Here is a 22,019-nt window from a genome sequence, read left to right as displayed (position 1 = left end):
TCATGACCTGGGCGCAATCTGTCCGCCATGGACAGGCGTCACTTCCTCCGCGTCACCGCCGCCGCGGGAGCCGGGTTGCTGGTCAGCGGCACGGCATCCTGCGCCACCTCGGCGTCCTCCGGCCCGGTCACCCAGGCCGCGGGCACGGCCACGATCCAGTCGAACCTCTCGGCGCCCGCTGCCAAGGCGGCGATCGACGCACTGGTGAAGGCGTTCAACGACAAGAAGGGCTCGCAGGCCTCGGTCAACACCGTGGCGTCCGAGACCTTCCGCACCCAGCTGCCGAGCTACCTCACCTCGGCCAACCCGCCCGACCTCTACACCTGGTACCCAGGAGCGCTGCTCAAGGGCTACGAGGAGAAGGGGCTGCTGCTCGACGTCAGCGACGTCTGGCAGACGATGGGCGACTACCCCCAGTCGTTCAAGACGTTGAGCGGCAAGGTGTTCGTGCCGACGACGTACTACTGGTGGGGCTTCTTCTACCGCAAGTCCAACTTCGCCAAGTGGGGCGTCACCCCGCCGAAGACCTGGACCGAGTTCGTCGACCTGTGCAAGACGCTGCAGGGCAAGGGAGTGATCCCGCTCGGCATGGGCGCGGGATCGGACTCGCCGTGGACCGCGTCGAGCTGGTTCGACTACTTCAACATCCGCATCAACGGCGCCTCGTTCCACCGCGAGTTGCTGGCGGGCAAGCAGAAGTTCGACGACCCCAAGGTGAAGGCCATCTTCACGCCGTGGCGCGAGGTGCTGCCCTACACCGACCCGAACGGCACCGCGATCGGCTTCCAGGACGCCACCACCGCGATGTTGCAGGGCCGCACGGGCATGCTGCTCACCGGCGCGTTCTTCGCCGACGCGGCACCGAAGGACGCGATCGACGACATCGACTTCTTCCGGTTCCCGATCATCGACCCGAACGTGCCGCTGGCGGAGGAGGGGCCGACCGACGGGTTCTTCGCGAGCGCCAAGTCGCCGCACGTCAAGGAGCTGAAGGAGTTCCTGACCTACGCGGCGACGGCGGAGGGGCAGGAGGCCTACATCAAGGCCTCGTCGGGCACGGTCCTGCCGACGCACCCGAACGCCAAGGACTCCGGCACGCCCCTCGTCACGAAGGGCCGCCAGCACCTCAAGGAGGCCGCGGAGATCACCCAGTTCTTCAACCGCGACTCCAGCGACGCGCTGCAGCCCACCGCGGACGCCGCGCTGGTCAAGTTCCTGCAGCAGCCGGACCAGCTGGACTCGATCCTGTCGACGTGGCAGAAGGCCGCCGAGCAGGTGTGGTCGAGCTGACATGACCAGAAGCTCCACCAGGGTCCCTCCGATCCTGCTGCTGTTCGTGCTCATCCCGTTGCTGGTGGAGGGGTTCTGGGTCTTCTGGCCCGCGGTGCAGGGCTTCTGGCTCGCGCTGACGAACTGGGACGGCGTCTCGCCGCCCCGGTTCGTCGGGCTGGACAACTACGCCAGGATGATCGACGACCCGGTCTTCCACACCGCCGTCACCAACACCGCGATCTGGCTCGTGCTCTTCGGCGGCCTGTCCGCGGTCGGCGGCCTCGGCATGGCCGTGCTGCTGCAGAAGGAACGCCGCGGCGTCGGCATCTACCGCGCCGCGCTGTTCGTGCCGGTCGTGTTCTCGCTGGTCGCCACCTCGCTGATCTGGCAGGTGCTCTACCAGCCCGGCGGGATCTTCGACAGCAGCCCGCTGGCCGACCCGGACACCGCTCTCTACGCGGTGCTGGTTCCCGCGCTGTGGCGGCAGGTCGGCTACGTGATGGTGCTGTACCTGGCCGGGCTCAAGGGCATCGACCCCGGGCTCTACGAAGCGGCCACTTTGGACGGTGCGACCGGCTGGCAGAAGTTCCGGCACATCACCTGGCCGCAGCTCGGTTCGGTCAACTCGGTGGTGCTGTCGGTGATCGTGATCGACTCGCTGCGGTCGTTCGACGTGGTGTGGTCGATGACGCGCGGCGGCCCCTACCACTCGTCCGAGCTGCTCAGCACGTACATGTACTCGACCGCGTTCCAGTCGCTCAAGCTCGGCTACGCATCGGCACTCGCCGTCGTCATCTTCGTGCTGGCCTTCGGTGTGATCGTGACCTACCTCGTCCGCGCGTTCCGGGAGAACTGAGATGTCCAATCGAGTCTTCCACGCCGTGGCGGGCACGATCTCCGTGCTCTGGCTGCTGCCGATCGTCGCCGTGCTCGTCACGGCGGTCCGCAGTTTCGACGACATCGCCGCCAACGGCCTCGCCTCGGTGCCGCAGTCGTTCACGTTCGCCGGGTTCTCCGACGCGTGGACGAACGGCGGCGCGGGCGCGATGTGGAACAGCGTCCTCGTCACGGTGCCGACGGTGTTCCTGTCGCTCGCGCTGAGCTCGGCGGCGGCCTACGCGTTGAGCCGCTTCGAGATCCCCGGCCGGCGCTCGATCATCCTGCTGATGCTCGCGGGCAACCTGCTGCCACCGCAGATCCTGCTGGTGCCGGTGTCGAAGCTGACCGAGGTGCTCGGCATCTACGACACGCTCTTCGCGCTGATCGTGGTGCAGGTCGGTTTCGGGCTCGGCTTCTACACGTTCGTGCTGCAGGGTTTCATGCGCGCCATGCCGAACGAGGTGCAGGAGGCCGCCACCATCGACGGCGCCGGTCCCGTGCAGATCTTCTGGCGGATCGTGCTGCCGATGACCAGGCCCGCGCTGGCCGCCCTGGCCGCGCTGGCGTTCACCTGGATCTTCAACGACCTGCTGTGGGCGATCACCGTGCTGCGGTCCTCCGCCGTGATGCCGGTGACCCCGGCGCTGCTCGCGTTGCAGGGGCAATACGTCTCCAACTGGAACGTGATCGCGGCGGGCTCGGTGATCGCGGCGATCCCGACCGTGGCGGTGTTCCTGCGGTTCCAGCGGCACTTCATCTCCGGACTCGCGGTGGGAGCAGTCAAATGACCTGGACCCTGCGCATGGCCACCACCTCCTACACGGTGGCCGTCGAACCGGGAGGCCGCTGGGCCGAGCTCGTGGCCTGGGGCCCGCACGGGGTGGAGCAGGGCCCGTCGCCGCTGAAGAACCTCGGCGACATCCACTTCATCACCGAGGCCGACGCGGCGCCGATCGAGTACGCGCCGCGCGGCGAGCGCCCGTTCACCGGCGCTGACCTCGAACTGGACGGCGACTCGTGGTTCGCCTTCGAAGGCGCTTCCGAGTCCGACGGCGTGCTGCGCCTGGCGTTCTCCGACTCAGTGGGTGGCCTGCGCGCTGTGCTCTGCTACCGGCCAGAACCCACGGTCGACGTGCTGTCGCGGTGGGTCGAGGTGACCAACTTGCGGGACGAACCGGTCCGTCTGACGAAGATCGGATCGGCGGGCGTCTGCCTGCCCACGTCGAGCCCCCGACTGTCCTTTCTGCACGGTGAGTGGGCCCGCGAGTTCCAGCTGGACCACGTGTCCCTGCCCGCGGGCGGGTTCCGGATCGGCAGCTCCTACGGCGTTCCCGGACACAACTACGCGCCCTGGTTGTCCGTGGACGACACGTGGGGCGTGTCGCTGGCGTGGTCCGGCTCCTGGGAGATCACGGCCGAGGTCGAGCCGTCCGGGCTCACGCGCGTGCGTGCCGGGATGCTCGGCCCGGTCGTGGTCGGGCCGGGGGAGACCTTCACGACCCCGGAACTGGCGCTGGCGTGCTCGACGGACGGCCTGGCCCGCGTCTGGCACTCCTACGACCGGCTGCGTTCCAGGCCCGCGCGCAAGCCCGTGCTCTACAACTCCTGGGAGGCCACGTACTTCGAGGTCGACCTGCCGAAGCAGCGCGAACTGGCCCGCATTGCCGCCGACCTGGGCGTCGAGCTGTTCGTGGTCGACGACGGCTGGTTCGAGGGCCGTCACGACGACACCGGCGGCCTCGGCGACTGGTACCCGGAGTCGCCGGACTTCGGCGCGTTCGTCGAGGACGTGCGGGGGATGGGCCTGGAGTTCGGCCTGTGGGTCGAGCCGGAGAGCGTGAGCCCGAAGTCGCGGCTCTACGCCGAGCACCCGGACTGGGTGTATCGGCTGGAAGGCCGCGAGCCCACGCTGATCCGCAACCAGATGCTGCTCAACCTCGGCCTGCCCGAGGTCTACGAGTTCGTCGTCTCCACATTGGACAGGCTGCTGACCGACCACCGGATCAGCTACCTGAAGTGGGACATGAACCGCCCCGCCACCGAACGCCCGCTCGAGAAGGACGACGCCCACGTCCGCAACTACTGGCGCGTGCTCGACCACCTGCGCTCGAAGCATCCGGACGTGCTGGTCGAGGGCTGCGCGGGCGGCGGCGGCCGGACGGACCTCGCGACCACCGGCAAGGTCGACGTGGTGTGGCCCAGCGACAACACCGCGCCGCTCGACCGTCTGAAGATCCAGCACGGCTTCCTGCACATGCACGCCCCGCACCTGATGTCGTCGTGGGTCACGGACGCACCGGGGTTCTTCGACGCGCGCCCGCGTTCGCTGAAGTTCCGGTTCGTGCTGGCCATGGCCGGTGTGCTCGGCATCGGTGCGGACGTGCGGCACTGGTCCGCCGAGGAACGCGCCGAGGCCGCTTCGTTGATCGCCCGCTACAAGGACGTCCGCGACGTCGTGCACGGCGGCGAGGTGCATCTCCTGAACGACGCGATCCAGTACTCAGGCGAGGACCGGATCGTCGTGCTGGCGTGGAACACGGGCTCGCTGACCGGCGTGCCGATGGTGCCCGGCCAGTCGTCACGGGTGAGGCTGCGGGGCCTGAGCGGGTCCTATGTGGACGAGAACGGCCAGGTCTACTCGGCGGCGCACCTGACCCACGTCGGGCTGCCGTTCGCCTGGTCGCAGGCGAACGACGCCGACGTGGTCGTGCTCAAGCCGCTCTGATCAGGGCCTTGATCTCGTCGAGAGGCGTGCGGGCGAGGGCCGACCCGACCCCGCACGCCACCGCTCCGGCCTCCAGCCAGGCAGGAACGTCCGCCGGCGCGACACCACCGGTGGGCACGAGCGGCGCGTACGGCAGCACGGCGAGCACGTCGCGCACCCACTGCGGCGTGGGCGCGGGGAACACCTTCACCGCGTCCGCCCCGGCCTCCAGGGCCTGCACGACCTCGGACACCGACCCGGCACCCGGCAGCACGGCGGCGCCGTACCGATGCCCGGCCTGGATCACCGCCACGTTCAGGTTGGGCGCCACCAGGAACTGAGCCCCGGCCCGCACCGCGGCCACGGCGGAGGCCTCGTCCAGCACGGATCCGGCGCCGATCACCGCCGCGGGGTAGTCCGCGCGCAGCCGCCGGATCGCGTCCAGCGCGCCAGGGTTCGTCAACGGCAACTCGAGGGACGTGAGGCCCGCGTCCAGCAACGGGACGGCGGCCTCGACGGCGGAATCGGCGGTGGCCGTGCGAACGATGGCGATGATGCCCTGCCGCACGACTGCCTGGGTGATCTCGTAGCGGTAGCTCACGCCCGCCAGCCTACTACACATAAATTACGAATTATTCTTGACACCTGAGACTGACGCGGGGGAGGCTCACGGGCATGTCCGTTCGCAGAGTCGCGTTGGCCATCGCCTTGATGTCCCTGGTGGCGGCACCCGCATACGCAGGTGACGACCAGGGAGCGCCCACCTACTACGACAGCGGTGTTGCCAAGACCCCGTACATGGGCTGGAACACCTACTACGGCCTCGGTGCCCCGACCGAGAAGGACGTGCGCGGTGTCGCCGACTTCCTGGTGAGCAGCGGGATGCGCGACGCCGGGTACGAGATCGTGTGGATCGACGGCGGCTGGACCGCGCCGACCCCGCGTGACGCCAGGGGCAACCTCCAGGAGGACCCGGCGAAGTTCCCCAGCGGCCTGCCGAAGCTCGTCAGGGACCTGCACGCCCAGGGCCTCAAGGCGGGCATCTACACCGACGCCGGCCCGTCCGACGGCAAGAACTGCGCTGTCGGCAGCGGCGGCGGTTACTACGAGAAGGACGCGAAACGGTTCGCTGACTGGAAGTTCGACGCCGTGAAGGTCGACTTCCTGTGCGGGATCTTCGCGAACCTCAAGCCCGCGCAGGCGTTCGCGGACTTCAGCAAGGCCCTGCGGAAGGCGGGCCGGCCGATGATCCTCAACATCTGCAACCCGGTCACCGGCGAGTGGGGCGTCCCGCACGAGCCGGACCAGACCGCCGACATCTCCTACACGTTCGGCCCGCTCAACGGCGACTCGTGGCGCACCAGCACGGACATCGCGTTCGGCACGCCGTACGAGGGCATCTGGCGCGACGTGCTGCGCAACATGGACCGCAACGCCGCGCACCCCGAGTCGCACGGCCCCGGCCGCTACAACGACCCGGACTACCTGATCCCGATGCGCAAGACCCAGCAGGGCACCTACGAGCTGAACGAAGAGGAGTCGACCTCGCAGTTCGTGATGTGGGCGCAGATGTCCTCCCCGTTGATCATCGGCTCCGACCCGCGCACGCTGCCGCCGTCGATGGTGAACACCCTCAAGAACCCCGAGATCATCGCCGTCGACCAGGACCCGCTGGCCATCCAGGGCGTCCGGGTCGCCTCGACCGGGGACACCGACGTCTACAGCAAGGTGTTGTCCCGCAGGGGCGAGCGCTCGGTCGTGCTGCTCAACCGCCGCGACGTGCCCGCCGAGATGACGGTGAACTTCGCGCAGGCCGGCCTCAAGGGCACCGTGTCGGTCCGCGACCTGCGGGCCCGTGCCGACCGCGGCACCGCCACCGACAAGTACTCCGTGACCGTTCCTGCGCACGGCACCGCGATGCTCAAGCTGCGCGGCACGGACCTCGTGCCCGGCGAGGCGGTCGGCTCCGACGCCACCGCGTCGCCCGCGATCGCCAGGCTCGGAGACGAGGCGCTGGTGTTCTCCCGCGGCGTCGGCGGCGAGCTGAAGATGCTGCGGGGCGGCAAGTGGTCCAGCCTGGGCAGGTCGATCCAGGGCCAGCCCGCCGTGCGCACGGTCGGTTCCGACGTCGAGGTGACGGTCCGCGGCAACGACAACCGGGCCTGGCAGCGCACGCTCCACAACGGACGCTGGAACCCGTGGAAGTCGCTGGGCGGCAAGCTCACCGACGCGCCCAGCGTCGCGCAGGACGGCACGATCGTGGCCCGAGGCGAGGACGGCAAGGTCTGGCGTTACCAGAGCGGCACCTGGAACTCGCTCGGCGCGCCCGGCAACGCCCCGATCTACGGCAGGCCGAGCGTCGCCGGCGGCCAGGTCGCCGTCCGGACCGCCGCCGACGCCGTCTGGGTGCGCCCGGTTGTGGGCGGCGAGTGGACGTCACTCGGAGGCGTGATCTCCGGCAGCCCGACCCTGGTCGAGTTCCAGGACCGGATCTACCTGTTCGCGCGGGCAAGCGACTACACCCTCTGGCAGGTCAACGCCTCCGGCGGCGTCTGGGGCGGCTGGTTCAACCGCCCCGAGTTCCCGAGCAACTCGCTCGTGGGCGCGGTCGGTGCTACTGCTGGTGCGGACGGCTCCGCGTGGACTGTGGTGCGCGGTCCGGACAACAAGGTCTACCGGCAGAAGCTCTAGGAGAACGTGCATGAAGTGCGCGGTGGTGTCGGGCGCGGGTGCCGGAATCGGTGCCGCGACGGCTCAGCACCTGACTGACAACGGGTACCGGGTCGTGGGGATCGACCTGCACGGTGACGTGGCCGTGCAGGGGGACGTCAGTGACCCGGCGACCTGGCAGCGGGCGCTGGAGCTGTGCGACGGCGGCGTGGACGCGTTGGTGAGCAACGCCTTCACGGTCGCGGTCAAGCCGTTGGACGAGACGACGCCGGCCGAGTGGGAACGGCAGCTCGCGGTGAACCTCGGCGGCGCGTTCCACGGCCTGCGGGCCTGCCTGCCGTCGTTGCGCGAACGCCAGGGCTCGGTCGTGCTCGTCTCGTCGGTGCACGCGCACTTCGGCATCCCCGGCCACGGCGCGTACGCGGCCTCGAAAGGTGGGCTGGTGGCGCTGACCCGCCAGCTCGCCGTCGAGTACGCGCCGGACGTCCGGGTCAACGCGGTGCTGCCCGGTCCCGTGCTGACGGCGGCGTGGGACCGGGTCTCGCCCGAGGATCGGGAACGCAGTGCCCGAGCCACCCCGGCCGGACGCCTCGGCGACCCGGCCGAGGTGGCCTCGGTGATCGGTTTCCTCTTGTCTCCCGCGGCGTCGTTCGTGACGGGCGCGGAGCTTCTGGTCGACGGCGGCTGGTCCGCGGCGAAGGATTCTTCATGAAGGTGACGGCGGTCGAGACGTTCCTGGTCGAGCCCCGCTGGCTGTTCCTCAAGGTGAGCACCGACGAGGGGGTGTCCGGCTGGGGTGAGCCGGTGGTGGAGGGCAGGGCCGAGACGGTCCGCGCGGCAGTCCACGAACTGTCCGAGCTGGTCATCGGCCAGGACCCGCTGCGCGTCGAGGACCTGTGGCAGGTCCTGCGCCGCGGCGGTTTCTACCGCGGCGGCCCCGTGCTGTCGTCGGCTCTCTCAGGCTACGACCACGCTTTCTGGGACATCGCGGGCAAAGCACGCGGGTTGCCCGTGCACGAACTGCTCGGCGGCCCGGTGCGCGACCGGGTGCGCGCCTACTCGTGGGTGGGCGGCGACCGGCCGGACGGCATCTTCGACGCCGTGTCGCGGCAGGTCGCGGCGGGCTTCAGCGCGGTGAAGATGAACGCCACGGCGGAGATGCGCCCGATCGCCTCGCCCGCCGAGGCCGAGGCGGTGCTGGTCCGCGCCCGTGAGGCACGCGAAGCCCTTGGCCCGCAGGGAGATCTCGCGATCGACTTCCACGGCCGCGTCTCGCCCGCCATGGCGCGCAGGCTCGTGCGGATGCTCGAGGAGGTGCAGCCGATGTTCGTCGAGGAACCGGTGCTGCCCGAGCTTCCCGCCGACGTGCTGGCGTCGGTGGTGCAGGCGTCGACGGTGCCGATCGCGACGGGGGAGCGGCTGTTCTCGCGCTGGGAGTTCAAGCCCGTCCTCGAAGCCGGTGTCGCGGTCGTGCAGCCCGACCCGTCGCACGCGGGTGGCATCTCGGAGCTGCGCCGGATCGGGTCGCTGGCCGAGGTGTACGGGGCGTCGATCGCGCCGCACTGTCCACTCGGGCCGATCTCGCTCGCGGCCTCGTTGCAGGTCGCGTTCACCACGCCGAACTTCCTGATCCAGGAGCAGAGCGCGGGCATGCACTACAACGGCTCCGACCCGTCGTACCTGGTGGACCTGGCGCCGGTGCGGGTCGTGGACGGTTGGATCGCCCGACCGACCGGGCCTGGGCTGGGCGTCGAGGTCGACGAGGCGGCGGTGCGCAGGGCGGCGGAGATCGGGCACGCGTGGCGGTCGCCGGTCTGGCGGCACGACGACGGGTCGTTCGCGGAGTGGTGACGTCAGTCCCAGAACGTGGTGACCTCGTTGAAATGCCGACGGATCGCTTCGGGTGACGGTCCTTCGGCGAAAGGCGCACCGGCCAGATCGGCGTAGGCGGGATTGGCGTGCAGTTTGGGCGCCAGCACAACTCGCCATGTTTCGGGATCGACTGCCATCAGACCGGCGTCGAACAGGCGGTGGATGTCGGCGCGCAGCAATGCGCTGTCGTCCACGCCGTGCTCGATTCGTCTTTCGGACGGCGCGATGTGTGCTGCCTCCAGCAGTTCGACCGGCGAGATGCCGGTCACCGCGCACCTCGTTCCGTAGCGCATGAGCAGCTTCTGCCTCAAGTTGAGCTGGCGACGTCGGGTCTTGATCAGACGTTCGTCGGACCTCTTGCCGCCGTCGGCGATGGCGGCCAACGCTTCCTTCGCCGTCTCGTCGAGCAGGTTGGCTCGCGGCACCAGCAGCTTCCCGCCGCCGTTCGAGGTCTGTACCAAATTCCGCTGACTGATCAGCTGCCAGTAGCAGAGATCGGAGTCGGGGTGGTGCATGACCAGTACGACCGGCAGAGAGTAGTTGGTCCAATATCGGACGTGGGTGGCTGAGGCGTAGTACCACCAGCCCTCGGCGGCCGGGCGGTCGAAGTAGCTGCGACCACCCTTGATCTGGAGGGCGAGCAGCCTGCCGGACGCATCACCGACCTCGACTTGGGCATCGACGCCGTAGTCGTTGTCCCCATCCATCTTGATGAAGGACCAGCGGAGGTTTCTCACCACCACGCGTTGCACTTCGGCGACAGCCACCTTGGCTGTGACGTCGCTCGCCTTGCGCCTCGACCGGACGTCGTAATCGGCTGGTTCCTGCCCCATTTCAAGATCGTAGCGGCGAGGTCTGACGCTTTCCGGCGCTGCCGGACAGGGACTGTCAGCGGCTGCCAGTGACGTGTGCGTCCGCTGACAGCGGGCCGGGTGAACCTGGTCGTGCCGTCAGGGAGGCGGCACGATCTCCAGAGGAGCCCATTCATGCACGTCACGATCATCGGTGCCGGTCTCGGCGGCCTCACGCTCGCCCGTGTGCTGCACGTCAACGGCATCCCGTCCACCGTCTACGAGGCGGAGGAGTCGCCGACGGCACGGACGCAGGGCGGCATGCTCGACATCCACGACTACAACGGCCAGATCGCCGTCGAGGCCGCGGGGCTGATGGACGAGTTCCAGCGGCTGGTCCTGCCGGGCCGCCAGGCGATCCGCGTGCTTGAGTCCGACGGCACGGTCCTGCACGAGCAGGGTGACGACGGCACGGGCGGCCGTCCCGAGGTGCAGCGCGCCGACCTGCGGCAGATGCTGCTCGACTCGCTCCCGGCCGGCACCGTGCGGTGGGGGAGCAAGGTGGTGCACGCCGAGGGCAGGACGGTGACGTTCGCGGACGGCAGCACCGTCAGCGCCGACGTGCTGGTCGGCGCTGACGGCGCGTGGTCACGGATCCGGCCTCTGCTCTCCGGTGCCACGCCGGAGTACACCGGTGTGTCGTTCATCGAGACGTACCTCTACGACGCTGACACCCGGCACCCGCAGGTGGCGAAGGCGGTCGGCGGCGGCTCGATGTTCGCCCCCGCCCAGGGCAAGGGGATCTTCGCGCACCGGGAGGCCGGCGCGACGCTGCACGCCTACGTGGAGTTCACCCGGCCGCTGGAGTGGTTCGACGACCTCGGCCGGATCCCCGCCGAGTTCGAGGGCTGGGCGCCCGAGCTCACCGCGCTGATCACCGAGTCCGACACCGAGCCGGTGTTCCGCCCGCACTACTCGCTGCCGTCCGAGCACCGCTGGGAACGCGTGCCGGGCGTGACCCTGGTCGGCGATGCCGCACACCTGCTGCCGCCCAACGGCGAGGGCGCCAACCTCGCCATGCTGGACGGCGCCGAGCTCGGGAAGGCGTTGGCCACCAAGGACGTCGAGACCGCGCTGGCCGAGTACGAGCAGGCGATGTTCGTGCGCACCGCGAAGACCGCCGCCGACTCGGAGGAGATCATGCAGAGCCTGTTCGGCGACGAGCCCCCGCAGAAGCTGCTCGACCTGCTCCTCGAGGCATGACGACGATGAACAGGACCGCCATGAGGGCCACCCCGGTCCACATGGCGGTCCGCCATCCCTCCACAAAGGACCCGCTGGCGTTGGCGGCCATCACGCCGAGCAACGCGATGCCCAGCGCCGTGCCGAACTCGCGCGTCACGTCGTTCAGCGCGGACGCCACACCCTGACGTTCGACCGGCAGCGCACCGGTGATCGCCTCGGTGGCGGGCGGCATCGACAGCCCCATGCCCGCGCCCATCGCGATCATGCCGGGCAGCACGTCGAGGTACCCGCCGTCGACGAGCACCGCCATGAGCGCCAGACCCAGGCCGCCCACCGCGATCCCGATGGTCATCGTCGCGCGCGGCCCGACCCGTTCGGCCAGCCGCGGCGCGAGAGGGGACGCGACCAGCATCAGCCCGGCCATCGGCAGCAACGCCACCGTCGACATCAGCCCTGACCAGCCCAGCACGGTCTGGAAGTACGGGTACAGCAGGATCGCCACGCCCGCCTGGACTCCGAACACCACCAGCAGCACCGCGGATCCGGTGGCCAGCCTGCGCTCGCGGAACAGCCGGACGTCCAGCAACGGCGCGGAATTCCTCAGCTCCCACACCACGAACGCGACGGCCGCGCCAGCTCCGGCGAGCAGGCTGAGCAGGTCGCCCTCGTGCAGGAAGTAGATCAGCCCGGCCACCGCGACCACCGACGTCAGCGCCCCGACGACGTCGAACGGCCGCACGTCGCGCGAGTTCGGCACGTGCCGCAGCGCCATGGCCAGCGCGACGACCACGAGCACGACCGGCAGCACGAACAGGAACCGCCAGTCGGCCAGGTCGACCAGCAACGCCGACAGGAACATGCCCAGCAGACCACCGCCGCCCGCGACGCCCGTCCACACGCCGATCGCCCGGCCGCGTTCCTTCTCCGGGAACGTCGAGGTGATCACCGCGAGCGTGACGGGCATGATCGTCGCTGCCCCGATACCGGCGAGCACCCGCGCCACCAGCAACACCCCGGCCGACGGCGCCAGCCCACCGAGGACGTTCGCCGCGCCGAACAGGATCAGCCCCGCGACGAGCAACGGCTTGCGTCCCCACCGGTCACCGGCCGCGCCGAGCGGCAGCAGCAACGCGGCCAGGGTCAGCACGTAGACGTTGATGATCCACAGGACCGTGCCCCGCGACGCGCCGAACTCGGCGGCGAGGTGGGGCTGGGCGACGTTGAGCCCGGTCACCGACGAGATCACGGCCATCAACGCCACGCACACCGCGACCAGGGTTTTTGTTCGATTCATGGCCGCGAAGGTAGGCGGCGTTTGCTCTTGAGGCATACGATCCTGCGTATGACGCAAGAAGATGGCGATCTGGACGGCCTCGTGCGCAAGCGGATCCGCGCCCTGAGGGTGGCGCAGGGCTGGTCGCTCGACGAGCTCGCCGGCCGCGCCAAGCTCAGCCCGTCGTCGCTCAGCCGCATCGAGAACGGCCAGCGCCGCCTGGCCCTCGACCAGCTCGTCACCCTCGCCCGCGCCCTCGACACGTCGCTGGACCAGCTGGTCGAGACCGACACGGACGACGTGATCGTCAGCCCGATGCTCGACGGCGCGCACGGCTCGATGCGCTGGCCGATCAAGGCCGAGCCGGGCATGACCGTGATGCGGCAGCGGATGACCACCCCGCCGCCCGACAACCCCGCGTTGCTGCGCGCGCACTCGGGTCGCGAATGGCTGGTGGTGCTGACGGGCACGGCCGTGCTGCTGCTCGGCAACCGCAGGTTCCGCGTCGAGAAGAACCAGGCGGCCGAGTTCCCGACGATGCTGCCGCACGCGATCGGCACGGCGGGCGGGCCGTGCGAGATCCTCGGCATCTTCGACCGGGAGGCGCGACGCGGCCACAACGCCGACAAGAAGGCGTGATCTTGCGCGACCGGCACCGGTTCGGCCGACCTCCTTGCTTCTTGCGCAAGCCACCGTGCATCTGACGCACGGGCGGCCTACGTTGGCCACATGAGCGAACACGGACATGGCCACGGGCACGGACATGGGCACGGCCACGACGACCAGGCGGAGATCCTCGACCTCGACGCCGAACTCCTCGCCGGCCACACCGCCGACGTCATCGACTGGCTCCCCACCAAGAACCCCCGCCAGATCGTCGACCTGGGCAGCGGCACGGGCGCGGGCACGTTCGCCCTGCTGACCCGCTTCCCCGAGGCCCACGTCACCGCGGTCGACTCCTCCCTCGACCACCTGAACCGCCTCCGCGCCAAGGCGGGCGAACGGGGCCTGGCCGACCGGGTCCACACCGTCCTGGCCGACCTCGACGCCGACTGGCCCGACCTCGGCTCCCCGGACCTGATCTGGGCCTCGGGCTCGCTGCACCACATGGCCGCCCCCGACCGCACCCTGCGCCGGCTCCATGACACCCTCGCCCGGAACGGCGTGCTCGCCGTCGTCGAGATGGCCGGCATGCCGCAGTTCTTCCCTGAACAGGCCCCGGACGCCCACGACGAACGCCTGCCCCACCGCGGCGCGGACTGGGGCCCGAAGCTGACCGACGCGGGGTTCACCGTCGAGGGCGAACGCACGATCTCCGTCCACATCGAACGATCGGAGGCCGTGGAACGCTACGCTCACATCGTTCTGCGCAGGCAGCTCGGCCCGGAGGCGGCCGACAAGGCGGTGCGCCGCGAGGATCTCTCCCTGCGCACCGAACGCACGGTCTGGGCAGCGCGGAAATGACCTAGCGCGACGCCGTGACGAGGGCCGTCCGCAGCAGGTCGAGGGCGGACGCCCGTGCCCCGGTCAGCGACGGCGATGCCACCGACGCCGCGACCACGTCGACCTGACGCGGCAACCGTGCGCACTCGGCCTTGATCGCGCCGAGCAACGAGGGCCCCCACGACCCGCCGATCACGACGACCTCGGGATCGGCCAGCGTCACCAGCGCCATGACGACACCGCCGATCGCCCGTGCCAGCACAACGGGATCAGCCGCCCGCAGCCGTGCCACGTCGATCGCGGTCGTCCCAGGCCGGCGCAGCCCGAGCTCACCGAACACCTCGATGAACGGCGTGGCCCCGGACGGCCCGGCCGTGATCAGGTGCGAGATCTCCCCGGCCAGCCCCGAGTGCCCGCGCCGCACCTCGCCATCCGCCACCACAGCACAACCCAGGCCCTCGCCCAAGAACAGATAGGCGAAGTCCGCGACACCCAATGCGGCATGTTCGGCCTGCGCAGCCCAGTTCACGTCGTTGTCGACGATCACCGGCCCGTGCAGCAACGGCCCGAGCACCGCGACCGGGTCCAGCTCTCCCACCAGGAACGGCGAGTCGGGCAGCTGCACGAGCCTGCCGGTGCGCCGGTCCACGGGGTCGGCGGCGCTCACCGTGCAGAGCCGGACGTTGTGCGCCGCAACGGTTTCCGCCGCGACCGACGGCAGCACGGCGGCCACCTCGGCCGGGTCGGCGATCGGGTGGTGCGTGCGGCCGACGACGTCCCCGTAGGCGTCGACGCACTCGGCTGTGACGCCGTCCGGCGCGATGGTCATGACGAGGGCGACGCCGATGTCCTCGGCCAGGCTGTAGAACGAGCCGACCCTGCCCTTGCCACGCCCGCCCGGCGTGCGTTCCCCAGTGTCGGCGACCAAACCCTGGTCCACGAGACGACGGACGCTCTCGCTCACCGTCGGCTTCGACAGGCCGGTTTCCGTCGCCAGCTCGGCTCGCGTCAGCTTGCGCAAGGACATCAACGACCGCAGCACGTGCTCGTCCGAGATCGAGCGCAGCAACTCCTGGGACGGCTTGGTCACGCGGCGGATTCTAGTTAGGGGTCTTGCCTACAACGGCGCGACACGCCTATGGTTCTAAGTTAGGAGGCCTTACTGGAAGGAGTGGCCATGCTGCCGCACTGGGACACGACCCCCGCTGACCTGCCGAAAGCCGTCCGCGAGGTGAAGAAGGCGATCCGCGCGAACATCGAGGCGTCCGGCCGCAGCGTCGAGGAGGTCTTCGCGGTCGTCGAACAGCGGATCCGGCGCGAGGTCGACGACGTCAAGGCAGGCCAGGCCTGGCCGGTGATCGACTACGCCGACATCGAGGCGGGCACGGCGAGCACCGAGCTCCTGAAGCGCCGGGGCTGCCTGGTCGTGCGCAACCACTTCGAACGGGAACAGGCCCTGGCCTGGGACAAGTCCATTGTGGACTACGTCGAGGGCAACAACTTCTTCGAGAACTACCGCGGCCCCGGCGACGACTTCTTCGGTAGCGTCGGCTCGAAGCCCGAGATCTACCCGATCTACTGGTCACCCGCGCAGACCGAGGCCAGGCGGCACGAGCGCATGGCCACGGTCCAGCGCTTCCTGAACGGCCTGTGGCACCACGAGGGCTGGTTCGACCCGTCGACGGACGTCGGCTACCCGGACCGCATCCGCCGCCGCCCGCCCGGCGCGAACTCGAACGGCCTCGGCACCCACCTCGACCCCGGCACGCTCGACCTGTGGATGACGCGGGAGTACCAGCAGGCGTTCCGGCACCTGTTCAACGGCACGCCCGAGCAGTACGACCCGTGGGACGCCGCCCACCGCACCACTGGCCCGCAGTACCCGGGAACCACGATGTGCTCGGTGTTCCGCACCTTCCAGAGCTGGACCGCGCTCTCCGACATGGCCCACGACCAGGGCGTCCTGCACACCGTCCCGATCCCCGGCGCCATGGCCTACCTGATGCTGCGCCCGCTGCTCGACGACGTCCCGGACGACGAGATGTGCGGCGTCACGGTCAACCAGGTCTTCCCGGTCAACGAGAAGTACCACTCGCTGCTGATCGAGGCGCTGAGCGGCATCCCGGACGTCCAGGCGGGCGACTCGGTCTGGTGGCACTGCGACATGATCCACAGCGTCGCGCCGATCACCGATCAGCAGGGTTGGGGGAACGTCATGTACATCCCGGCCGCGCCTTCCTGTCCCCGCAACGACCGCTACGCCACTGAGATCCAGCACGCGCACGCGACAGGGTCCAGTCCCAGCGACTTCCCCGAGGAGCACTACGAGCGCACCTGGCCCGACCGCTCACGCCCCGAATAGCACCCGGAACACCGCGCCCTCACCCGGCGCGGTGTCCAGCTCGATCCGCCACCCGTGCGCCGCGACCAGGGCGGCCACGATCGACAACCCCAGCCCACTCCCGCCAGGCCCCCGAGCAGGATCCGCGCGGTAGAACCGTTCGAACGCCCGCGCGGCCTGCTCGGAAGTCATTCCAGGCCCGTGATCAGCCACCTCGATCGAGCGAGCGGTGAGACGGACCTCGATCGGCGACCCGGCAGGCGTGTGGACCAGCGCGTTGTCCAGCAGGTTCGTCAGGATCTGCCGCACCCGAGCCTCGTCGGCCTCCACCAGCACCGGCCCGGCCGGCAGCTCCAACGACACGGGCCGGTCCCGAACCTCCACCACGGCATCGGTCACCGACACGACCAGGTCCACAGTGGACAAGACCAGCGGCTGCGAGGAGTCCAGCCGCGCCAGCTGCAACAGGTCGTCGACCAGCACCCCCATCCGCGAGGCGTGCTCCTCGACCCGCCGCAACACCTCGGCCGCATCGGTGGCCGCACCCTGCCGATAAAGCTCGGCATATCCCCGAATCGACGTCAACGGCGTCCGCAGCTCGTGCGAGGCGTCGGCGACGAACTGCCGCATCCGGTTCTCCGACGAGACCCGCACCGCGAACGCCGCCTCGATCTGCCCCAGCATCGTGTTCAGGGCGGCAGCGAGCCGCCCGACCTCCGAACGAGGCTGCCGCACCGGAACCCGCCGCGACAGGTCACCGGCGGCGATCTCCCCGGCGACCTGCTCGACCTCCTCCAGCGCCCGCGTCGACGCGCGCACCAGGGCATACCCGGCCATCCCGACCAGGATCAACGCCCCGAGACTGATCAGCAGGAACGCCAGCCGCAGGTCGTCGACCGCCCGGTCCACCTCCGACTGGTCGACCGAGGCGATCAGCTCGGTCCCGTCGAGGTCCCGCACCACCACCCGCCGCGAGCCGATGGTGACGTGCTCGCCGGACTCGAGGACACCGAACGCCGGCAGCCCCTCGAACGTGGTCCCGGACCGCACCCCGTCCGCGGAGCGCACGATCACGTTCTCGCGCAAGGGAAACGTCCGCGGCATCGACACCACGCGGTCCAGCCGCGCGTCGAGCTGGCCGAGCAGGTACCGCTCCATCACGGTCGACCCGATCAGCCACGTGCCGAACAGGCCCGCGGCCACCAGGGCGACGAGCACGACCACCAGCCGCACGCGCAACGTCATGGGCGGATCATGTACCCGATGCCCCGGACCGTGTGGATCAGCTGGGGTTCGGCCACTTTGCGCCGCAGGTACGAGATGTACGACTCGACCACGCCGACGTCGCCGTCGAAGTCGTGCGACCACACCTGGTCCAGGATCTGCGCCTTCGACAGCACCCGGCCGCTGTTGCGCAGCAGGTAGTGCAGCAGCCGGAACTCCGTCGGCGACAGCTCCACGACCCGCGTGCCGCGCCGCACGACGTGGCTCTCCACGTCCAGCGACAGGTCCCCGCACGTCAGCTGTTCCGAACCAGGGCGGGTCCGGCGCAGGACGGCCGTCACGCGGGCGATGACCTCCTCCAGGCTGAACGGCTTGGTGATGTACCCGTCGCCGCCGATCGTGAGGCCCGTGATGCGGTCGTCCGCGCCGTCCCGCGCGGTCAGGTACAGCACCGGCACCCGCACGCCCGACGAACGCAGCCGACGCACCACCTCGAACCCGTCCCGGTCGGGCAGCATCACGTCGAGCAGCACCAGGTCCGGCACGTCCGAGAACGCCGCCGTCAACGCTTCGGAGCCGGTCGCCGCGCTCGTCACGGTGAACCCCGCGAACCGCAGGCTCGCGCACAGCAGCTCGCGGATGCTGGGTTCGTCCTCGACGACGAGCAACCGGCCCCGTTCCACCCGTGAATCCTGCATCACCCGGTGGTCGGCCGCTGGGTGATCGTCTGGCCGCTCACGGTGCCGTCGGAACCGGCCTGGCCCTGCACGACGACCTGCTGCCCGGCCAACAGGTCGGCGAGCTTGCCCTCCGACGTGACCTCGACCTTCGTGGTGTCCGAAGTGGACACCTTCACGATCTGGCCGTTCTGCGTCTTCACGTACACGGTCGTGCCCTCGACGTGGTCGATCGTGCCGACGGTGCCACGCCCGAACTGTCCGCCTTGACGGTTCGCACCGGACGGGGGAGCGGCACCGTTGCCGCCGGGGAACTGCCGCCCGGCGGCGTTCTGACGGGTCGGCGTCTCGCTGGCGCCGAAGGACTTCTGCACGAACACCCCGCCGACGAACGCCACGATCGCGAGCACCGCGACCCCGAGGATCACCGTGGTCTTGCCGAAGCCCGTCCTGCGCTCCTTCAGCTCGGCCGAGATGTCGTTCTCGAGCGGCTGGTCGAGTGGGTTGGTCACAGCGAACTCCCTATTCATGCCTGAGGGCCTCGATGGGGCGGAGCTTCGCGGCGCGGGAGGCCGGGTAGCTGCCGAAGAACAGGCCGATCAACGCCGACACCGCGAACGCGAGCAGCACCGACGACGGCACGAGCACCGGCTGGATGCCCGCGATGGTGAACTGGCTGCCGATCATCCCGGCGGCCACCCCCAGCGCCCCGCCGAACAGGCTCAGCAGCGTCGCCTCGATCAGGAACTGCCCGAGGATCGAGGACCGGGGCGCGCCAACGGCTTTGCGGATGCCGATCTCGCGGATCCGCTCGGTGACGGTCACCAGCATGATGTTCGTGATGCCGATCCCGCCCACCAGCAACGAGATCGCCGCCACCGACGCCAGCAGCACGGTGAACGTCTCGGTGGTCGCGGTCCGCGCGGTCAGCAGCTGGTCCTGGCTGAGGATCCGGTAGTCGGCGGTCTGAGTGATCTTGTGCCGGCCGTTGAGCACCGTCGTCACCTGGGCCTGCGCGTTCGGCAACGCGTCGGCCGACTGCGCCTGCACCACGATCTGAGTCAGGCTGCCGTAGCCCGTCAACGCGTTCTGCGTGGTCGTCAACGGCGCCACGGCCATGTCGTCGGCGTCCTGCAACCCGCTGGACCCCTTCGCCGCCAGCACTCCCACGACCGTGAACGGGATGTTGTTGACCAGCATGGACTTCCCGACCGGATCGGTGCCGGGGAACAGCTCGGTCGCCACGGTCGCACCGATCACCACGACCTTGCGCGCCTGCTGGACGTCGTTGTCGGAGAACAGGTTCCCCTGCGCGACCGAACTGTTCGTGGTGTTGAAGTAATGCGGGTCGGAGCCGATGAACTGCCCGATGTCGTGCGTGGTGTCGCCGTAGCCCGCGGTCGCCTGCGCGGAGACGACCGGCGACGCGTACTTGACGTCGGGGGAGTCGGCGCTCACCAGCGCCGCCGCGTCCGCCGTGGTCAGCGGTTTGGCGGTGCTGCCCGGCTGGGCGCGCTGCGGGCTGATCGTCAGGATGTTCGTGCCGAGCCCCGCGATGCTCTGCTGCACCGCGCTCGACGCGCCGTTGCCGACCGCGATCAGCAGGATCACCGACGCGACACCGATCAGGATGCCCAGGGTCGTGAGGCCGGACCGCATCTTGTTCGCGGTCAGGCCCCGCACGGCGAACGCGGCGATGTCGAGGATCCTCACACCAGCACCCCCGCGACCCTGCCGTCGACCACGCGGACCGTGCGCATGGCGTGCTCGGCGACCTCGTCCTCGTGCGTGATCAGCACGACCGTGCGCCCGCTGGCGTTGAGCCGGTCGAGAATTCCCAGCACCTCACGGCTGGAGTCCGTGTCGAGGTTGCCGGTCGGCTCGTCGGCCAGCACGATCGCGGGCGACGTCACCAGCGCACGCGCGATCGCGACACGCTGTTGTTGCCCGCCGGACAGTTCGTTGGGCCGGTGATGCGTGCGGTCCTGCAGACCGACGAGTTCGAGCGCGGCCATCGCCCGCTCGCGACGTTGGGCACGCCGAACTCCCGCGTACACCAGCGGGAGCTCGACGTTCGCAAGTGCCGTGGTGCGCGGCACCAAGTTGAAGGACTGGAAGACGAACCCGATCTTCCTGTTGCGCAGCAACGAGAGCTGCTCCTCGTCGAACTCGCCCGTGTCGATCCCGTCGAGCAGGTACTTGCCCGACGTCGCGATGTCGAGACACCCGAGGATGTTGAGCAGCGTCGACTTGCCAGACCCCGACGCCCCCATGATCGCGATGTACTCGCCCTTCTCGACGGTCAAGTCGAGCCCCCGCAACGCGTGCACGGCCGTGTCACCGGCGCCGTACGTCTTGCGGACGTCGCGGACCTCGATGACCGGGCTCATCGACCGGTCCCGGTGAAGCCGCCACCGTTGCGCTGCCCACCGGTCCCCGGGAGCTGCCCGGTGCCGGGCTGCTGCTGGCGGTTGGTGCTGCCGGACGTGCTCACCTGCGGCAGCACGACCTCCTCGCCGGCGGTCAGCCCGGACTTGATCTCCACGTACTGGTCACCGCGCACACCGATCTCGACGGTCTTGCGCGTCTCAGCCCCGTTCTCCAGCACCTGCACCGAACTGGCGCCAGCCACTGTCTGCACTGCCGCCGCGGGCACCGCCAGAACGCCGGACGCGGAGGCGACGGTGATCTCGACGCTCGCCGACTGACCGGGCTTGAGCTCGGCCGGCGGCGCCGTCAACGCGAGGCTCACGCCGTACTGCACAACGTTGTTAGCGGTCGTGGGGGTGAGGTCGACCGTGGTGACCTTGGCCTGCACCGGGGTGCCGGCCATCGCGTTGATCGTCACGGTCGCCGTCTGGTCGGTCTTGAGCTTGCTGACGTCGGTCTCGGACACGTTGGCCTTCACCACGAGGTTCTTCAGGTCGGTGACGACGACGAACCCGGACGCGGTCGTGGCGGCGGTCGTGCTGGAGGTGGAACTGCTGCTACTGCTGGAAGTGCTGCCGCTGCCGACCTTCTGCCCGACGGACCCGGTGACCGACGTGATCGTGCCGTCGCCCGGCGCCGTCAGCACGGTCGCGGCGAGGTTGTCCTTGGCCTGCTGCAACGCGAGCTGCGTCTGCCGGTACGCGGTGAGCAGCGCGTTCGTGCCCGTGCCCTTCTCCAGCGCCGCGTTCAGGTTGCCCTGCGCGATGTCCACCTGCAGCTGCGCCTGCGTCGGGTCGAGCCGCGCGAGCTGCTGGCCCTTGGTCACCGGGTCGCCGACCTTGACGTTCACCTCGGTGACCGTGCCGCTCGCCCCGAACGACGCGGCGGCGCTGAACGAGCTCTGCACCGTCCCCGAGGCCGTCACCACCTCGCTGACGTCCCGGTTCGCGGCGGCGGCCGTACGGGCGGAGGTGGTGGACTGGGCATTGCCGGAGGAACCGAAGAACACCAGGTAGCCGGCCACACCGGCACCGAGGAGCACCACCACCAGCAGCAGTCCGTTGATCACCAAGGATCTGCGACGTCGAGTCATGGCACGGGATCGTCGTCCCGCAAGCTGTGCCAGGGCTGCGAGTTTCCTGGCAACGAGCTGAAGATCAGCTCGTCCGTTTTCACCCGAATGAGTCCCTTGTTGCTT

General features: G+C 69.7%; 21 protein-coding genes. 11 read left to right on the top strand and 10 right to left on the bottom strand.

Annotated elements, in window-relative coordinates; genetic code table 11:
• The first annotated feature begins 27 nt into the window (after positions 1–27).
• Genes ACSHWB_RS43070 through ACSHWB_RS43055 form a run of 4 tightly spaced genes read left to right on the top strand, consistent with a single transcriptional unit; the run spans position 28 to position 4,876 of the window.
• Positions 28–1,290 (top strand): ABC transporter substrate-binding protein, encoded by a 1,263-nt coding sequence (locus tag ACSHWB_RS43070; RefSeq protein ID WP_439659095.1) that lies wholly within the window; start codon positions 28–30, stop codon positions 1,288–1,290.
• A gap of 1 nt (position 1,291) precedes the next feature.
• Positions 1,292–2,128 carry a carbohydrate ABC transporter permease gene (locus tag ACSHWB_RS43065; RefSeq protein ID WP_439659094.1) on the top strand — a complete coding sequence of 279 codons (837 nt, stop codon included), beginning with the start codon at positions 1,292–1,294 and terminating at the stop codon, positions 2,126–2,128.
• Between the two features lies 1 nt (position 2,129).
• Positions 2,130–2,939 carry a carbohydrate ABC transporter permease gene (locus ACSHWB_RS43060; protein WP_439659093.1) on the top strand — a complete coding sequence of 270 codons (810 nt, stop codon included), beginning with the start codon at positions 2,130–2,132 and terminating at the stop codon, positions 2,937–2,939.
• Positions 2,936–4,876: an alpha-galactosidase gene (locus ACSHWB_RS43055; protein WP_439659092.1), complete on the top strand. Its 1,941-nt coding sequence runs from the start codon at positions 2,936–2,938 to the stop codon at positions 4,874–4,876. The genes ACSHWB_RS43060 and ACSHWB_RS43055 overlap by 4 nt, the downstream gene beginning before the upstream one ends.
• Here the strand turns inward: ACSHWB_RS43055 and ACSHWB_RS43050 are convergent.
• Entirely contained in the window at positions 4,863–5,456 is a 594-nt protein-coding gene (locus ACSHWB_RS43050; RefSeq protein WP_439659091.1) for a bifunctional 4-hydroxy-2-oxoglutarate aldolase/2-dehydro-3-deoxy-phosphogluconate aldolase, read from the bottom strand. The two genes, ACSHWB_RS43055 and ACSHWB_RS43050, sit on opposite strands and share 14 nt — an antisense overlap.
• Positions 5,457–5,530: 74 nt before the next feature.
• Here ACSHWB_RS43050 and ACSHWB_RS43045 point away from each other — a divergent pair, with 74 nt between their 5' ends.
• Genes ACSHWB_RS43045 through dgoD form a run of 3 tightly spaced genes read left to right on the top strand, consistent with a single transcriptional unit; the run spans position 5,531 to position 9,376 of the window.
• Positions 5,531–7,546: a hypothetical protein gene (locus tag ACSHWB_RS43045; RefSeq protein ID WP_439659090.1), complete on the top strand. Its 2,016-nt coding sequence runs from the start codon at positions 5,531–5,533 to the stop codon at positions 7,544–7,546.
• A gap of 10 nt (positions 7,547–7,556) precedes the next feature.
• Positions 7,557–8,237 carry an SDR family NAD(P)-dependent oxidoreductase gene (locus tag ACSHWB_RS43040; RefSeq protein ID WP_439659089.1) on the top strand — a complete coding sequence of 227 codons (681 nt, stop codon included), beginning with the start codon at positions 7,557–7,559 and terminating at the stop codon, positions 8,235–8,237.
• On the top strand, positions 8,234–9,376 hold the full coding sequence (gene dgoD, locus ACSHWB_RS43035) for a galactonate dehydratase (protein WP_439659088.1): 1,143 nt from the start codon (positions 8,234–8,236) through the stop codon (positions 9,374–9,376). The genes ACSHWB_RS43040 and dgoD overlap by 4 nt, the downstream gene beginning before the upstream one ends.
• A 2-nt stretch (positions 9,377–9,378) precedes the next feature.
• Here dgoD and ACSHWB_RS43030 read toward each other — a convergent pair whose 3' ends face one another.
• A complete protein-coding gene (locus ACSHWB_RS43030; RefSeq protein WP_439659087.1) occupies positions 9,379–10,230 on the bottom strand; it encodes a DUF4365 domain-containing protein in 852 nt (283 codons plus the stop codon).
• Positions 10,231–10,383: 153 nt separating this feature from the next.
• On the opposite strand from ACSHWB_RS43030, the gene ACSHWB_RS43025 reads away from it, so the two are divergent.
• Positions 10,384–11,451, top strand: a complete 1,068-nt coding sequence (locus ACSHWB_RS43025) for an FAD-dependent oxidoreductase (protein ID WP_439659086.1) — start codon at positions 10,384–10,386, stop codon at positions 11,449–11,451.
• Here the strand turns inward: ACSHWB_RS43025 and ACSHWB_RS43020 are convergent.
• Positions 11,387–12,727, bottom strand: a complete 1,341-nt coding sequence (locus ACSHWB_RS43020; RefSeq protein ID WP_439659085.1) for an MFS transporter — start codon at positions 12,725–12,727, stop codon at positions 11,387–11,389. The genes ACSHWB_RS43025 and ACSHWB_RS43020 overlap by 65 nt on opposite strands.
• A gap of 48 nt (positions 12,728–12,775) precedes the next feature.
• Here ACSHWB_RS43020 and ACSHWB_RS43015 point away from each other — a divergent pair, with 48 nt between their 5' ends.
• Together ACSHWB_RS43015 and ACSHWB_RS43010 are read left to right on the top strand one after the other, a co-directional pair.
• Entirely contained in the window at positions 12,776–13,345 is a 570-nt protein-coding gene (locus ACSHWB_RS43015) for a helix-turn-helix domain-containing protein (protein ID WP_439659084.1), read from the top strand.
• 90 nt (positions 13,346–13,435) lie between these two features.
• On the top strand, positions 13,436–14,170 hold the full coding sequence (locus tag ACSHWB_RS43010) for a class I SAM-dependent methyltransferase (protein WP_439659083.1): 735 nt from the start codon (positions 13,436–13,438) through the stop codon (positions 14,168–14,170).
• Position 14,171: 1 nt separating this feature from the next.
• On the opposite strand, the gene ACSHWB_RS43005 is transcribed toward ACSHWB_RS43010, so the two are convergent.
• Positions 14,172–15,239, bottom strand: coding sequence for an ROK family protein (locus tag ACSHWB_RS43005; protein ID WP_439659082.1), 1,068 nt, complete (start codon positions 15,237–15,239; stop codon positions 14,172–14,174).
• Positions 15,240–15,326: 87 nt separating this feature from the next.
• Between ACSHWB_RS43005 and ACSHWB_RS43000 the strand changes: the two genes are divergently transcribed.
• Positions 15,327–16,511, top strand: a complete 1,185-nt coding sequence (locus tag ACSHWB_RS43000; protein ID WP_439659081.1) for a YbiU family protein — start codon at positions 15,327–15,329, stop codon at positions 16,509–16,511.
• Here the strand turns inward: ACSHWB_RS43000 and ACSHWB_RS42995 are convergent.
• From ACSHWB_RS42995 to ACSHWB_RS42970, 6 genes are read right to left on the bottom strand one after another with little or no spacing between them, the layout of a single operon-like run.
• Complete coding sequence (locus tag ACSHWB_RS42995; protein WP_439659080.1) at positions 16,497–17,735, bottom strand: sensor histidine kinase; 1,239 nt, start codon at positions 17,733–17,735, stop codon at positions 16,497–16,499. The two genes, ACSHWB_RS43000 and ACSHWB_RS42995, sit on opposite strands and share 15 nt — an antisense overlap.
• Positions 17,732–18,412: a response regulator transcription factor gene (locus ACSHWB_RS42990; RefSeq protein WP_439659079.1), complete on the bottom strand. Its 681-nt coding sequence runs from the start codon at positions 18,410–18,412 to the stop codon at positions 17,732–17,734. Before ACSHWB_RS42990 ends, ACSHWB_RS42995 begins: the two co-directional genes overlap by 4 nt.
• Complete coding sequence (locus ACSHWB_RS42985) at positions 18,412–18,903, bottom strand: hypothetical protein (protein ID WP_439659078.1); 492 nt, start codon at positions 18,901–18,903, stop codon at positions 18,412–18,414. The genes ACSHWB_RS42990 and ACSHWB_RS42985 overlap by 1 nt, the downstream gene beginning before the upstream one ends.
• A gap of 10 nt (positions 18,904–18,913) precedes the next feature.
• Positions 18,914–20,104, bottom strand: coding sequence for an ABC transporter permease (locus ACSHWB_RS42980; RefSeq protein WP_439659077.1), 1,191 nt, complete (start codon positions 20,102–20,104; stop codon positions 18,914–18,916).
• Positions 20,101–20,781: an ABC transporter ATP-binding protein gene (locus tag ACSHWB_RS42975; protein ID WP_439659076.1), complete on the bottom strand. Its 681-nt coding sequence runs from the start codon at positions 20,779–20,781 to the stop codon at positions 20,101–20,103. The genes ACSHWB_RS42980 and ACSHWB_RS42975 overlap by 4 nt, the downstream gene beginning before the upstream one ends.
• Positions 20,778–21,914, bottom strand: a complete 1,137-nt coding sequence (locus ACSHWB_RS42970) for an efflux RND transporter periplasmic adaptor subunit (RefSeq protein ID WP_439659075.1) — start codon at positions 21,912–21,914, stop codon at positions 20,778–20,780. The genes ACSHWB_RS42975 and ACSHWB_RS42970 overlap by 4 nt, the downstream gene beginning before the upstream one ends.
• Positions 21,915–22,019: the final 105 nt, after the last annotated feature.

The sequence above is a fragment of the Lentzea sp. HUAS TT2 genome, assembly GCF_051853195.1.
GTDB lineage: Bacteria > Actinomycetota > Actinomycetes > Mycobacteriales > Pseudonocardiaceae > Lentzea.
Note: the sequence above shows the minus strand (reverse complement) of the source record. Positions and strands in the feature narration are given on the sequence as shown.